Annotated in this window: 13 protein-coding genes; 7 read left to right on the top strand and 6 right to left on the bottom strand. The window is 55.9% G+C overall.

Annotation, left to right across the window (positions count from 1 at the left end; genetic code table 11):
- Nucleotides 1-114 precede the first annotated feature (114 nt).
- Complete coding sequence (locus OSB_RS14330; protein ID WP_049835635.1) at nucleotides 115-1077, top strand: L-threonylcarbamoyladenylate synthase; 963 nt, start codon at nucleotides 115-117, stop codon at nucleotides 1075-1077.
- On the opposite strand, the gene OSB_RS14325 is transcribed toward OSB_RS14330, so the two are convergent.
- Nucleotides 1060-1626: a YqgE/AlgH family protein gene (locus OSB_RS14325; RefSeq protein ID WP_049835634.1), complete on the bottom strand. Its 567-nt coding sequence runs from the start codon at nucleotides 1624-1626 to the stop codon at nucleotides 1060-1062. The two genes, OSB_RS14330 and OSB_RS14325, sit on opposite strands and share 18 nt — an antisense overlap.
- Before the next feature lie 114 nt (nucleotides 1627-1740).
- Between OSB_RS14325 and OSB_RS14320 the strand changes: the two genes are divergently transcribed.
- A complete protein-coding gene (locus tag OSB_RS14320) occupies nucleotides 1741-2541 on the top strand; it encodes a protein-disulfide reductase DsbD domain-containing protein (RefSeq protein ID WP_049835633.1) in 801 nt (266 codons plus the stop codon).
- Here the strand turns inward: OSB_RS14320 and OSB_RS14315 are convergent.
- The 4 genes from OSB_RS14315 to OSB_RS14300 form a co-directional block, all read right to left on the bottom strand.
- Entirely contained in the window at nucleotides 2538-5891 is a 3354-nt protein-coding gene (locus tag OSB_RS14315; RefSeq protein ID WP_049835632.1) for an efflux RND transporter permease subunit, read from the bottom strand. The genes OSB_RS14320 and OSB_RS14315 overlap by 4 nt on opposite strands.
- 3 nt (nucleotides 5892-5894) lie before the next feature.
- Nucleotides 5895-7361 carry an efflux RND transporter periplasmic adaptor subunit gene (locus OSB_RS14310; RefSeq protein ID WP_049835631.1) on the bottom strand — a complete coding sequence of 489 codons (1467 nt, stop codon included), beginning with the start codon at nucleotides 7359-7361 and terminating at the stop codon, nucleotides 5895-5897.
- 95 nt (nucleotides 7362-7456) lie between these two features.
- Nucleotides 7457-7996 carry a molybdenum cofactor biosynthesis protein B gene (gene moaB / locus OSB_RS14305; RefSeq protein ID WP_049835630.1) on the bottom strand — a complete coding sequence of 180 codons (540 nt, stop codon included), beginning with the start codon at nucleotides 7994-7996 and terminating at the stop codon, nucleotides 7457-7459.
- The gene (locus OSB_RS14300) at nucleotides 7993-8775 is read right to left on the bottom strand and encodes a uracil-DNA glycosylase (protein WP_049835629.1); all 783 of its coding nucleotides are present in this window, start codon (nucleotides 8773-8775) and stop codon (nucleotides 7993-7995) included. Before OSB_RS14300 ends, moaB begins: the two co-directional genes overlap by 4 nt.
- 96 nt (nucleotides 8776-8871) lie before the next feature.
- Here OSB_RS14300 and OSB_RS14295 point away from each other — a divergent pair, with 96 nt between their 5' ends.
- Genes OSB_RS14295 through plsY form a run of 5 tightly spaced genes read left to right on the top strand, consistent with a single transcriptional unit; the run spans nucleotide 8872 to nucleotide 12686 of the window.
- Nucleotides 8872-9834 carry an aspartate carbamoyltransferase catalytic subunit gene (locus OSB_RS14295; RefSeq protein WP_049835628.1) on the top strand — a complete coding sequence of 321 codons (963 nt, stop codon included), beginning with the start codon at nucleotides 8872-8874 and terminating at the stop codon, nucleotides 9832-9834.
- Nucleotides 9831-10250 carry a hypothetical protein gene (locus tag OSB_RS14290; protein WP_049835627.1) on the top strand — a complete coding sequence of 140 codons (420 nt, stop codon included), beginning with the start codon at nucleotides 9831-9833 and terminating at the stop codon, nucleotides 10248-10250. Before OSB_RS14295 ends, OSB_RS14290 begins: the two co-directional genes overlap by 4 nt.
- Entirely contained in the window at nucleotides 10247-10762 is a 516-nt protein-coding gene (locus OSB_RS14285; protein ID WP_049835626.1) for a hypothetical protein, read from the top strand. The genes OSB_RS14290 and OSB_RS14285 overlap by 4 nt, the downstream gene beginning before the upstream one ends.
- A gap of 51 nt (nucleotides 10763-10813) precedes the next feature.
- Nucleotides 10814-12082, top strand: a complete 1269-nt coding sequence (gene pyrC, locus OSB_RS14280) for a dihydroorotase (RefSeq protein WP_049835625.1) — start codon at nucleotides 10814-10816, stop codon at nucleotides 12080-12082.
- Nucleotides 12075-12686 carry a glycerol-3-phosphate 1-O-acyltransferase PlsY gene (plsY, locus tag OSB_RS14275; RefSeq protein WP_049835624.1) on the top strand — a complete coding sequence of 204 codons (612 nt, stop codon included), beginning with the start codon at nucleotides 12075-12077 and terminating at the stop codon, nucleotides 12684-12686. Before pyrC ends, plsY begins: the two co-directional genes overlap by 8 nt.
- 13 nt (nucleotides 12687-12699) lie before the next feature.
- Here the strand turns inward: plsY and OSB_RS14270 are convergent, their stop codons facing one another.
- Nucleotides 12700-14070 (bottom strand): glutamate--cysteine ligase, encoded by a 1371-nt coding sequence (locus OSB_RS14270; protein ID WP_049835623.1) that lies wholly within the window; start codon nucleotides 14068-14070, stop codon nucleotides 12700-12702.
- Nucleotides 14071-14101: the final 31 nt, after the last annotated feature.

Here is a 14101-nt window from a genome sequence, read left to right as displayed (position 1 = left end):
CAACGGGAGGATATGTTAAATTGGGTGCCTTGGAATCAAAAGGGCAGCCGCGTATGTGGGTGCTAACTGAAAGGCTAATCACATGCGCCAGACCCGCAACCAGAACGCAGCGTCATGAATAATGTGACGACTGAGGTATTTGCCGCCGATGATGCGGGACTGTCTAGTGCTGCTTGCGTTTTGGAACAAGGTGGGCTTGTCGCGTTCCCGACTGAAACGGTTTATGGATTGGGCGTGGATGCGCGTGATAGCGACGCTGTCGCACGGCTTTATCAAGCGAAAGGGCGCCCTAGCTTCAATCCGCTGATTGTACATGTCGCCAGCCTAGAAATCGCTGAAAAATACGTTGTGTTTGACGCGGTCGCGCGTTCATTGGCGCAAGCATTTTGGCCGGGTGCATTGACGCTTGTGCTGCCCCTGCGCCTAGATGCTGGGATCTCGCCCTTGGTTACCGCAGGCTTGGATACGCTCGCCATTCGCGTGCCGGACAACTCGGTTGCGCAAGGTTTGATGGCGGCATTCGACGGGCCTATCGCTGCGCCGTCTGCAAACCCGTCTGGTCAGGTCAGCCCGACCAAGTTCACCCACGTGCAAAGCCAAATGGCTGGCCGGATTAATGGTATCGTTGACGGTGGCGACTGTGGTGTCGGGCTCGAGTCTACGATCGTTGCAACACAACCTGTGCCCACGCTTTTGCGTGCAGGGGGGCTTCCTGCTGAGGCGTTAGAAGCCGCGCTTGGCGACACGCTTGCGCTTGCGGGTGAAACGACAGCACCTTCATCGCCCGGACAATTGGCATCGCATTATGCGCCAAAGGGAACCGTGCGTTTGAACGCGGTAGATGTTGAACCCGATGAAACCTTACTTGGGTTTGGTGCCATTGAGGCAACCGTCAACCTTTCCCCATCTGGCGACTTGGTTGAGGCGGCCGCGGCTTTGTTTGACGCGTTGCACCAATTGAACGCGCTTGGAGCGGAAAAGATTGCAGTGTCTCCAATTCCCGATAACGGGCTCGGACGCGCGATCAATGACAGGCTGCGCCGTGCAGCCGCACCACGTTCAGGCGCTGCCACCTGAGGCGGACAACATCAGCGGATCAACACCAAGGATTTTCAATGCGGCGGTCCATTTATGCTCGGCTGCGCGGCCAAACAGAATGTCCTCATTGGCGTCACAGACCAGCCAACCATTGCTGACAAGCTCGCCCTCCAACTGCCCCGGCCCCCAACCCGCGTAGCCAAGACCAAGCATAGACCGTTTCGGCCCGCTGCCCATCGCGATGTCTTCCAAAATGTCGAGGGTCGCTGTCATGGCTATGCCGCCCGCGACCTCCATCGTTCCCGCGCCTGACGTATAATCAGACGTATGCAAAACAAAGCCGCGCCCTGTTTCGACAGGTCCACCGTAATGGATGCGGACATCTACCGTCAGTTCACCTTCATCAATCGACAGCTGCTCAAGCAGGTCTGAGAACCGAACATCCGGCGCAGGTTTGTTGATGATCAGCCCCATTGATCCATCCGGTGAGTGCGCGCAAATATAGATCACAGAATGATCAAAACGCGGATCGCCCATATCGGGCATCGCAATCAGAAGTTTGCCGGTAAGGTTCGTGATGTCTGTCATAGCTTAATGATGGGGGTGCGGCCTGCCGTGCGCAAGAGCCACACCGCGCGTTACTGACATATCTCTAACCCAAACGTGACTTCCTATTGAGGGGCGTTTGTCCGACTAAGGCGTATGACATCAAAGATTCTCTCTTCTGTTCTCGCAATGTGTATGGCTGCCCCCGCTTTGGCTGGGCCAACGGATGGCGTTGTGGAATTGGAAATCCTAGAGGGTTGGCGCACGGAAAACGGCACGCATATGGCGGGCTTGCAGGTGCGTCTTGCGCCCGGTTGGAAGACCTATTGGCGCTCGCCTGGTGATGGTGGCATTCCACCCCGCTTTGGCTGGCAGGGGTCTAGCAACTTTGACGGCGTTGCGATGCATTGGCCCGTGCCAGAAGTGTTTCACCAAAGCGATATGCGGTCCATCGGGTATAGCGACGTTGTCGTAATTCCGATGGAGTTGAACGTCACAGACCAAGGTGAACCCGTGCAGATGCGTGGGCAGCTGCAAATTGGCATTTGCGAGGAAATTTGCGTTCCTGTTTTGCTAGACTTTGATGCGACTCTTCCAGCGGCTGGCGCACGTGACCCAATGATTGTCGCTGCGTTGCTGGATCGCCCGCAAACGGCGCAAGAGGCGGGCGTTGGTGCGGTGACCTGTGCGATCACCCCGATCGAAGATGGGCTACAGGTGACGACTCGGTTGGCAATGGCCCCGCTCGGCGCAAATGAAGATGTGGTCATCGAAGCAGGTGATCAGCAGGTCTGGGTTTCACAGCCACAAACGTGGCGCGAAGGCGATGCGTTGTTTGCGCGTTCAGATATGATCCATGTGAACGGCGGCAGCTTTGCGCTGAACCGTTCTGAAGTGCGCATCACCGTGATGGCGGATGGGCGTTCTGTCGATATCCAAGGCTGCGACGCGGGTTAAGCCGTTTTGCTGGTCCGCGCCATCATTAGCGCCACGACAACGTAGACCGCCAATAACCACATTAGTGTTGCGACCAAGAACAAGCCAATCGCCATGGCCACGCCGGTAATCGGCAACGGGATAAGCGCCCATTTCGCGCCTGTTAGCATTACGGGCAATACGATTGCCGCAAACAGTCCAACAGCCCCGAATGCTGCGACGCGCGTTGGCGTTGAAATGCCTCGCGAGGTGCTTGTTAAACCACGTTTGGCCGAACGAACCTGAACTGCAACATCCCCCTGCATCGCCATCAAGGACGGCACGATAAACAACACCAAGACCATGCCGAACCCCAACCCGTAAACGAGGGTGATAACGGTCGGCTTCAGGAACTCGGCTTGGCTGGACCCCTCATATAGCAGCGGGGCGAGACCCAGAACCGTGGTCAGTGTCGTAAGCAAAACTGGGCGCAAACGGTCGCTGACACCGTCGATGATCGCAGGAATGATCCCGCGCGTTTCGGCGTATTCGTCGATGGTTTTTACTAGGACAATCGAGTCGTTGATGATGATGCCCGTCATGCCAAGCAAACCGACAACCGTGAACATCGACAGCGGCACATCCCAAACGGCGTGGCCATAAATCGTTCCGATCAAACCGAACGGAATGATCGCCATGACAACAATCGGTCGGGTCCAGCTTTGGAAAATCCACGCAAGTGTCAGGAAAATTCCGGTTAGGCAAAATATCAATCCTGTTCGCGCATCGTTTAGGAATGCATCTTCCTGCTCGCTCAATCCAGACAAGGACGTGGACACACCATAAGATGCCTCGACCCTTGGCAAGATGTCCTCTTGGATCAGCGTTTGAATTTCTGCCGCGCGATCCGCGTCGTCATCCGTCAAATCGCCTGTCACCGAAATCAGCTGAACGCCATTCTCGCGGTTAACCGTAGAAAACCCGGTGCGTGATTGCACTGTCACGATGTCGGCCAGCGGAACATAGGCACCTGACGTTGCGCGCATTTGCGTGCGATCAAGGAAGTCCGCTGTTAGCTCTCCATTGGGCAGCTCAACACGGATCGTCGCAGATCGCGGACCATCCGGATAGGTCGCCGCCTCGATGCCGCCCAGACGGTTACGTAACACGCGCCCAAGACCATCAATGGTGAAACCAAGGGCCTGACCTTGCGGGGTTAGCTCCAAAATCAGTTCTTCTTTGTCATAGGCCAGTGAATCCTCAACCGCTGACACCTCGCCGAACTGCGTCAGTTCGGTTTTTAGGGCTTCGGCTGCGGCTTTGAGGATATCGGAGGAGGCACCGAAAAGCTGAATGTCGATGTCATCCCCGCCGGGCCCGCTGCCAAAGCGACGGAATGAAACTGTCTCTAACATCGGATGGCGGACCACCCGTTCTTGCAGGTCAGAAATAAAGGCAAAGCTAGAATACGGGCGACTGTCCGCATCAATCAGTTCAATTGCGATGGCGCCCAATTGGTCGGCGTCTTTGTTTTCAGTTCCTGCAATCCCGCGCCCAGAATTTCCGCCGATTTCCGCAATCACGTAGTCCAACGGATTGACGCCATGCTCGGCTTCATATTCCGCTCCGACGGCCTGTGTGATCTCTTGCAGGGACGCCATCATTTCCAACGTGTCTTCGCGGGTCGCACCGGGCAGCATGGCGAAATTGGCGGTGACGCTGCCTTGCTCGGGCGAGTTGAAGAACCGCCACTGGACATCACCCCGAATGAAGGATGCGGCTTGGAATGACAGCAAAACAATCGCAAGCGCCAAAACTGGATAACGCGCCCAAATCACGCCAGCCATAAACGGGCGGAACACATGGAGCTTAAACCAGTCAAACCCAATGTTCACGAAACGCGACGGCGCATCATACCACTTCTTACCGCCTGCATGGGACAATGCCTTGTTCATGTGGTGCGGCAGAATGAAGAAACATTCGATCAAAGATGCGATGAGAACGACGATCACAGTGAACGGAATATCCGCGATCAAATCTCCAAACCGCCCGCCAATGACGACCAAGCCAAAGAACGCGATGATCGTTGTTATGGTTGCTGAAAACACCGGACTAAACATCTTCTTGGCCGCGTTTTCTGCGGCGTCAGCGGGACTTTCACCCAGTTTTCTAAACCGGTAATCGGCATGTTCGCCCACGACAATCGCGTCATCAACAACAATACCAAGCGTGATAATCAACGCGAAAAGCGAGATCATATTGATCGTCAGCCCTGCCGCATACATCAGCGCAATCGCACCACACATCGCAACAGGAATACCCGCCGCAACCCAAAAAGCGGTACGCGCGTTCAGGAACAAGAACAGCAGCGTAACAACCAGCCCTAGCCCCATCAGCGCGTTTTCATAAAGGATCGTCAAACGTCCCGTAATCAGTTCAGCGCGTGCGCGGATAAGTTCGATGCTGGACCCAGCAGGTAGGGTTGCAGCGTAGGCTTCAGCAACCTCTTCAACGGTGGCTTGTACCTTGATGGCGTCGCCCGTCGCGGCACGATCCACGCGGATGGTGATGGCGGGGTCGTCGCCGACAAAATAGGCGCGTTCACGATCAACCCCTTCGACAAACACCTTTGCGATATCGCCAATCAATAGGGTCGCGCCGGTTTCGTCCGTACGTAGGACAATTGATTCAATCTCGTCGGCGGTTCGCTTCTCGACACCTGTGCGCACGCGTGCTGAACTTGTTACATCGCCCGCAGGATCTGCGTTCACTTCCTCAGCTATCGCGGCAGAAATATCTGCCATTGATATATCGTTTTGGATCAACGCGAGGGACGGCACTTCGATAATCGTAGAAGGTGCTGCGACCCCGCGAATGGTGGTGCGCGTCACGCCTTGTGCAAACAAACGTACGCTAAATTCATCGGCAAAACGGCCCAACTGGTCGGGCGCAACGGGACCGGTGATAACAACATCCGTCACGCGGTCAGACCATTGCCCGCGCCGCACGTTCGGATCTTCTGCATCATCGGGCAGGTTCGATGTGGCATCAACGGCCAACTGCACGTCTTCGGTGGCCTTAGCCATGTCCCAACCGGGCGAGAACTCCATTGAAATCCGCGCAGACCCCTCGGATGAGGTGGAAAATGTATTTGTCACGCCTTCAACGCCAAGCAACGCGGGCTGCAAAACTTGCACAATCGCATCGTCCACATCTTCTGCACCGGCACCTGACCATTGGACCGTGACAGAAACGTTGTCGACAATCACATCAGGGAAGAACTGCGCGCGCATCTTGGGATAGGCGGCAAAACCAGCCGCCAACACGATCACCATAAGAAGGTTCGCGGCGGTCCGGTGTCGGGTCATGTATGAAAGGATGCCGCTTATCATGAATTAGGTCCCCATCCGATCTTCGAGGCGGTTCACAACGTCGGCGGGCACTTCGTCTTGCTCTAGCTGCCCAAGGGTGCGCGTTTTGACCGGCGGTGGCATACGTGACCCTTCGACAAATTCGATCAACCGCGCGCGGCGTTCTGGGTCAAGGGCGATCATCTCTAGTGGTGCGGCAGGCGTTGCAGGTTCAGCGGTCGCATTCGGATCGATCGGTTGCACCGCGATTCCTGCGCCCAATAGCGGCGAGCGTTCCGCGACAATCTGTTGGCCATAAAGCGAAGGCGCACGTATAATTTCATCGTCTCCTTGTCTGCGCAAAACCTCGACGGGGATTTCTGCAAGACGATTGCCGTCTGCGAGTAACAAAACGCTGCTGTTCGACCCCACGGCGGTAGATGGAACCATCGCAACGCCGCGCAGTTCTGGTTCGGTTACAGTGACCGTCACAAAATCGCCCGAGCGAAGGCCAGCTGCAGTATCGAGACGTGCAAACAACAATCGCCCTGTTTGTCCGTCGCCCACATTTGCGCTTTCGCGTGTGATCTGGCCCGTCGCTTCTAAACGCAGGTCTTGTGCATCAAGCGAAACGACGACGTCAGCGTTGCCAAGCGTGCCGTCTTCCCCTGTCAGTCGTGCATATTGAACTGTGGAAAGGCGAAAGGACACTTCGAGTTTGTCATTTTCAACCAGATCGCCCAAGTGCTCGTTTGATGTAACGCGTACACCTTGTGCAATATTCACATCAGTTAGGGTGCCAGAAAACGGCGCGAAGATCTCGGTGTCCGCGACGACGCGATCCGCATCCTCTAGGTTTAGGCGCGCACGGTCCAATCGAGTTGCCGCTTGATCTAAACGCGCCTGCGCCTGCGCAAGAACTTGGCGGCGCGACAGGACGGCTTGGTTCGCGCCGGACAGGGCGAGCTCTGCGGTTTCGACGGCCGCAGCGGTGCCAACTCCACGTGATGACAGATCGTTTTGACGGGTCAGTGCCTGTTGGCGCAAAACGGCCTGTTGTTCGGCGGCAGCAACTTCATCGCCTTCCAAAATCAGCGCGCGATCTGCGTCACGAACCTCTGCTTCAGCGTCGCGTAAATCAGCCGCTATGCGATCCCGTGCGGATTGCGCGTCGCGTGGGTCAATCTTGACGATCAACTCGCCTTCCTCAACGCGCCCGCCATCCACAAAGTTTGGCGAAACTTCTAGAACGGTGCCACCCGACAGCGCACGCAATGCGAAGGTGTTGGCGCTGTTCAACTCTCCGAAGACAACCAATTCTGGCGCAATCATTTCAGGCGTCACCGTTACCACGTTTACAGACAGCACACGTTCGCGCTGCGGGAAGCTACGTGGTTCAGCGTTCATGCGTTCATTCACCGCGAGGCGCACGGTGTTACCCGCCCACGCGAACAAGGCCAGCGTAAGCGCCAACAGAAAAATACCAACCAGGCTACGTCTTAGAAACTGCATGTCTTAGGCCTTTTATCGATTGAATACCAACGTAGCGCATGACGATGTAGGGCCAAGCCAAATGGCGTCACGCTGGGGTAATACGCACGGGATTGTTATTTCCGTCGCTGATGTTCGTCTAATCTCGGAAGTATTTCGACAAAATTGCATGGGCTGTGCCGATAATCGAGCTGCTTAACTAAAATTTCGTCCCAAGCATCCTTGCAGGCACCTGTGCTACCGGGCAGCGCGAAAAGATAGGTTCCATTCGCCACGCCACCCGTTGCGCGGCTTTGCACGGCACTTGTGCCTATTTTCTGCATAGAGACAATTGTGAATACGGTTCCGAAGGCGTCGATCTCTTTTTCATAGACATCGCGGTGTGCTTCGACGGTTACATCGCGCCCCGTTAAGCCCGTGCCGCCCGTGCTCAGGATCACGTCAATCTCAGGATCAGCACACCAAGCGCGCAACTGGTCCGCGATTTCAGCACGCTCGTCGCGCAGGATATTGCGATCCGCTAGGATATGGCCCGCCTTTTCCAGTCTATCGACCAAGGTTTGCCCTGATCGGTCATCTTCAATACCGCGCGTATCGCTTACGCTTAGGATGGCGATGCGAACGGGGATAAATGTACGGGTTTCATCAAGGCTCATGTCAGGTCTTTCAAACGCGCTTTGAGGGACAACAGGTCCGCCCAAGCATCCCGTTTCGCCGCTGGGTTGGTCAGCAAATAGGCTGGCGCGAACATCGGAATGGCAGGCAGGCCCGCGGCCTCGGTCCATCCGCCACGCAATCGTGTCATGCCGCTTTTCTTAATGAGGGCATGGCAGGGGCCATTGCCCATGAGAATTATAACTTTTGGCGCGGCTAACTCGATATGGCGCTCAAGGAACGGCTGCATCATCGCCAGTTCCGCAGCGTTCGGGTCGCGGTTTTGCGGGGGGTTCCATGGAATAACGGGGGCCATATACACAGGCGCATCTCCGCTGCGTCCCAGCCCGATGGCGGCAAGCATTTTATCAAGAAGGATACCGGCACGCCCTGCGAACATTTCACCAGCGCGGTCATCTTCGCGGTCCGGTGCATCCGATATGATCATGACAGGCGCACCCGCTTCGCCACCCGAGAACACCAGATTGCGCGCAGCTTCTTTCAACGCGCAGCCTTCAAACGCGGCCATTGCGGCCTTTAGACCTGCAAGATCCTGCGCGGCGCTTGCACTTTCACGGGCCAGTGCGTTGTGGTCGATTTCAGGTGGCGCGGGCGGCACTGGCGGTGCCGTGTCAGGCAATGCCGCAACTTTCGGCTTAGGTTTGGAAACCTCAAGCGCGTAGCGGTCAATCGGCTCATCGCCAATCGCCTCATCCACGCCCATCTCGACCTGCCAATCAAGCAGCGCCTTCGCGGTCCAATATTCGATCCCTGATTCCATGCGCCACCTTAGCCTGTGCAAATCATGAGATCACGCGCTGATCTTGCCGACACGCCCAACCGCCCATATAAGCGGCGCAGTCAAATCGGAGGTCCCATGACATTTCGCGCGCCGCACCTGCTTGGCATAGAGCACCTCCACCCTACTGAAATCACCACATTGTTGGATTTGGCGGACAAATACGCCGAAGATAACCGCAAGGGTCGCGCCCATCGAAACGTTCTCGAGGGGTTGACCCAAATCAACATGTTTTTCGAAAACTCGACCCGCACACAGGCGAGTTTCGAAATTGCCGGCAAACGCCTTGGCGCAGATGTGATGAACATGGCGATGCAAGCCAGTTCCATCAAAAAGGGCGAGACGCTGATTGATACCGCGTTGACGCTGAACGCGATGCACCCTGATTTGCTGGTCGTGCGTCACCCTAATTCAGGTGCTGTCGATCTGTTGGCGCAAAAGGTGAACTGTGCTGTGCTGAATGCGGGCGACGGCCGCCACGAACACCCAACGCAGGCCTTACTTGATGCGCTGACAATCCGCCGCGCGAAGGGCCGTTTGCATCGCCTGTCGATCGCGATTTGTGGCGATGTGGCGCATAGCCGTGTGGCGCGATCAAACATTATGTTGCTTGGAAAAATGGAAAACCGCGTGCGCTTGGTTGGCCCACCAACGTTGCTGCCATCCGGTGTCGAAGAATTCGGTGTCGAAGTGTTCCACGACATGCGCGAAGGCCTCAAAGACGTCGATGTCGTGATGATGCTGCGCCTACAGAAGGAACGCATGGATGGCGGGTTCATCCCGTCTGAACGCGAATATTTCCACCGCTATGGTTTGGATGCTGAAAAGCTCAGCTATGCCAAAGACGATGCGATCGTCATGCACCCCGGCCCAATGAACCGCGGCGTTGAAATTGACGGCACCATTGCCGACGACATCAACCGCAGCGTGATCCAAGAACAGGTCGAAATGGGCGTCGCTGTGCGTATGGCCGCGATGGACCTTTTGGCCCAGAACCTACGCGCGAAACGGGGCGCAAAAGCAGCTGGGGTGATGGTGTGAAGACAGCGCCGCAACTGGCTGAGGGCGAGGAAGTTCTTCACCAACACGTCCCGAACCTTGGGGCGTTCAAGCGTACAGCGCTTTTGATGTTGGCAATTACGATCCTTCCAACCGTTGTGATCCTCATGCAGTTTCCCGACACGCTTTGGGGCGTCGCGCCGATGTTCGTGACCTGTCTTTTGCTGATGCAAGAACGTTTCAATTTGGGCAAATACGCCGCGTGGATCACGAACCAGCGGGTATTGCTGCAAAGCGACGAGGAAATCGCGCTGGGCGATATCGCCAAGACAGATACCTTTGGCAATGCAGTGCGACTGCACCACAAAGACAGCGGCCAGAAAACCAAGCTATACTACGCGAAAGATCGTGGCGCTTTGCGTCAACTGATCGAAACGGCGCGGCAGGGGGCAGCATGAACAACACAGTTGGTGAGAATGAAATCGGTTGTGTCAGGGTGTTCCACTTTGATCCGCCAAGTGACGACGGCCCGATTTTCCAATTTCAATCTGCAATCGGTGTTACGGGACTGAATGCCGAAGACGTCCAGCATGTGGTTCTGGCCGATTTGGGCGACATGCCGCTGCGCAGCTTTCTGTCCGTTGCTTACGAAATTGATGCGGCAGCCTTGGACAAAGTTACTGAACTGGACGGGTTGACGGGGCATGTCTTTATTGTTCGTTCATCCGCGTTTCTTGATCGGCCTGTGACACTGAAAACCGACAGCGCCGCGCGGCTCGTTGCGACGTTATGGGAACCCAGTAAGGTTGGTGGATTTGCTCCGCCCATCAAAACCGAAAGCGCCGAAGGCATATTGACGCCACCGACTAAAAAGAAACCCTCTGATGCCGCGATGTCGGGCCGTATCGCGACGATTGCGTTGCTGGTGATGGGTTTGTTGGTTTGGGTCATGATCAAGGTTGGTGGATGATGTTAGCTAAAATTGTTTACGCACCGCAAAGCGACGGTCAAAAGGGATGCTATGAACACGCACTTTAAGAACGCCCGCCTGATTGATCCTGAAACAGGAACCGAAACCCTTGGCGATTTGTTCGTCGCGGACGGGGTTATCGTTGAAACCTGCAAGGCAGACGAGGTGATCGACTGTGGCGGTAAATGCCTCGCACCCGGTATTGTCGACATCGGCGTGAAGGTCTCTGAACCTGGTGAGCGTCATAAAGAAAGCTTTGCCTCTGCTGGCCGCGCCGCCGTCGCAGGTGGCATCACAACAATCGTTACCCGTCCCGATACCAGCCCTGCGATTGATACGCCCGAAACACTGGAATTCGTAGAACGTCGCGCCAGCATCGATGCAGCGGTGAACGTCCTGCCAATGGCCGCCCTGACCAAAGGGCGCGATGGCAAGGAAATGACCGAGATCGGATTCTTGATGGACGCAGGTGCTGCGGCTTTCACCGATTGCGACCGTGTCGTCACGAATACCAAAGTTTTCAGCCGCGTGTTGACCTATGCCCATTCCCTCGGCGCGCTCGTTATCGGCCACGTCCAAGAACCGGGCCTGTCCGCCGGTGGCTCTGTTACCTCCGGAAAATTCGCCACACTGCGTGGATTGTCGGGCGTTTCGCCAATGGCAGAACGTATGGGGCTAGACCGCGATATTGCCCTGCTTGAGATGACGGGCGCCGCCTATCACGTTGATCAAATCACGACTGCCCGCGCACTTCCTGCATTGGAACGTGCCAAGGCGAACGGGCTGAACATCACCGCAGGTGTGGGCATCCACCACCTGACGCTGAACGAAATGGACGTCGCCGATTACCGCACGTTCTTCAAACTTAAACCGCCGTTGCGTTCCGAGGATGACCGTCTGGCTGTGGTCGAGGCCGTCGCTACTGGTTTAATCGACATCATCAGTTCGATGCACACGCCACAGGACGAAGAATCCAAACGCCTGCCGTTTGAAGAAGCCGCATCCGGTGCGGTTGCCCTCGAAACCTTGCTGCCCGCCGCATTGCGATTGGTTCATGCAGGTCACATCGATTTGCCGCACCTGTTCCGCGCCCTTGCGTTGAACCCCGCTAACCGTTTGGGGCTGGCATGTGGGCGTCTATCCGTCGGCGCACCTGCCGATCTGGTTCTGTTTGACCCCGACGTGAGCTGGAAGCTCGACCGTTCCAAGTTGCTCTCAAAATCAAAGAACACCCCTTTCGACGAGGCGATTTTGCAAGGCAAAGTAATCGCGACTTATGTTGGTGGTGTGAACAAAACAGAAAGCTTGGCCAATGCCTAATCTCGAAAGCGCAGGGTCAGTTTTGCTGCTGTGGGCCGCAATCGCCTACTTCATCGGTTCGATCCCGTTTGGATTGATCCTTGCGCGGGTCATGGGGTTGGGCAATTTGCGCGACATCGGGTCCGGCAACATCGGCGCGACCAATGTGTTGCGCACAGGGTCTAAGAAGGCCGCGATCCTGACGTTGCTGTTGGACGCAGGCAAAGGCGCTGTCGTTGTTTTGCTCGCCCGAAAATTCGCGGCATTTGACGCGGCACAAGTCGCGGCGTTCTTCGTGATGCTTGGACACTGTTTTCCGGTTTGGCTGAAATTTCGCGGTGGCAAAGGCGTCGCCACATTCCTCGGCCTGCTCTACGCGCTTGCTTGGCCTGTCGGCATTGCAGCCTGCCTTACATGGTTGGTGACAGCAGCTGCATTCCGATTTTCCTCACTCGCGGCACTGGTTGCAGCGGTTTCAACGATGGTTTGGGCAATCGTTCTCGGGACCCCGAGCATATTCATCTTATGCTCGTTCCTGACCGCGCTGATATTTTGGCGTCATGCCGGAAACATCCGCAGGCTCTTTGCAGGCGAAGAAAGCAAAATCGGCCAGAAGTCCGCTTAAGCTAAACAGACCCTTAGTACGAATAATCACTGTAAATTTTGCTTAGATCACCATTCCACGCGCCATTGTAGTCATCCAACAATTCATCCGCAGGTGTCTTTCCTGTCTCGATGGATTCCTTCAGCGCATTCAGGAAATGGGTCTCATCGGGCACCATTCCACCGGCACCGGGCATCGCGCGGTTTTTCAGGCCAACTTCAGCGATCTTCACGCATTCACGTGCGATGTCATGCATGGATTGGCCGTTCACCTTGGCCTGCAACCCGTGGATCGACGCCTCAACGCGCCATGCGTTGCGGGTTTCCTCATCCCAGTCTTTGCAAAGGTCCCAAGCGGCATCCAAAGCGGTCTGATCATAGGTCAAGCCGACCCAGAACGCCGGCAACGCACAAAGGCGACGCCACGGGCCGCCATCTGCGCCGCGCATTTCGATGAACTGCTTCAGGCGTGCTTCGGGGAAGGCGGTTGTCAGGTGGTCAGCCCAGTCCGATAACGTCGGTGTTTCACCGGGCAATGCGGGCAACTGTCCCTTCAGGAAATCGCGGAACGACTGGCCAAGCGCATCAACATATTTGCCGTCGCGGTAGACAAAATACATCGGCACATCGAGCATATATTCAACGTAGCGCTCAAATCCGAAACCTTCTTCGAATACGAACGGCAACATCCCTGTGCGTGCATCATCAAGATGACGCCAAATCCGTGCGCGCCAGCTTTTGTGATCGTTTACTTTACCATCAAAGAAAGGAGAATTCGCAAACAACGCCGTTGCAACAGGCTGCAACGCAAGGGCCACACGCATCTTTTGCACCATGTCCGGCTCAGAAGAAAAGTCGAGGTTCACTTGAACCGTGCAAGTCCGGCGCATCATCATTTTGCCCGACGTGCCTACCTTATCCATATAGGCGTCCATCAGCTTGTATCGGCCTTTGGGCATCAGTGGCATTTCATCGTGCGACCATTCCGGCGCGGCTCCTAGGCCGATAAACCCAACGCCAATTTCATCCGCAATGGATTTAACTTCTGCCAAGTGGCTGTTCACCTCGTCACAGGTCTGGTGGATCGTCTCAACAGGCGCACCTGACAGTTCCAATGCACCGCCCGGTTCCAGCGAAACATTCGCGCCGTCCTTTTCTAAACCAATCAAGAACCCGCCCTCGGTTACAGGGGCCCAGTTGTAACGGTCACGCAAGCCAGACAAGACAGCTTCAATTGAGCGTTCGCCATGAAACGGAAGCGGCTTATGGGTGTCTTTGCAATATCCGAACTTCTCATGCTCGGTTCCAATGCGCCAATCGGCCTTTGGGCGACACCCTTTGGCTAGAAATTCAGCGAGTTGTTCATGGCGTTCAATTGGACCGCCGCCGGACTGAGGAATGGACATGAAAGGCGCTCCGTTTACATGTTGGGAATTT

It is taken from the genome of Octadecabacter temperatus (genome assembly GCF_001187845.1).
Lineage (GTDB): Bacteria > Pseudomonadota > Alphaproteobacteria > Rhodobacterales > Rhodobacteraceae > Octadecabacter > Octadecabacter temperatus.
The sequence above is the reverse complement of the archived record's forward strand: the minus strand, read 5'-3'. Positions and strand labels throughout refer to the sequence as shown.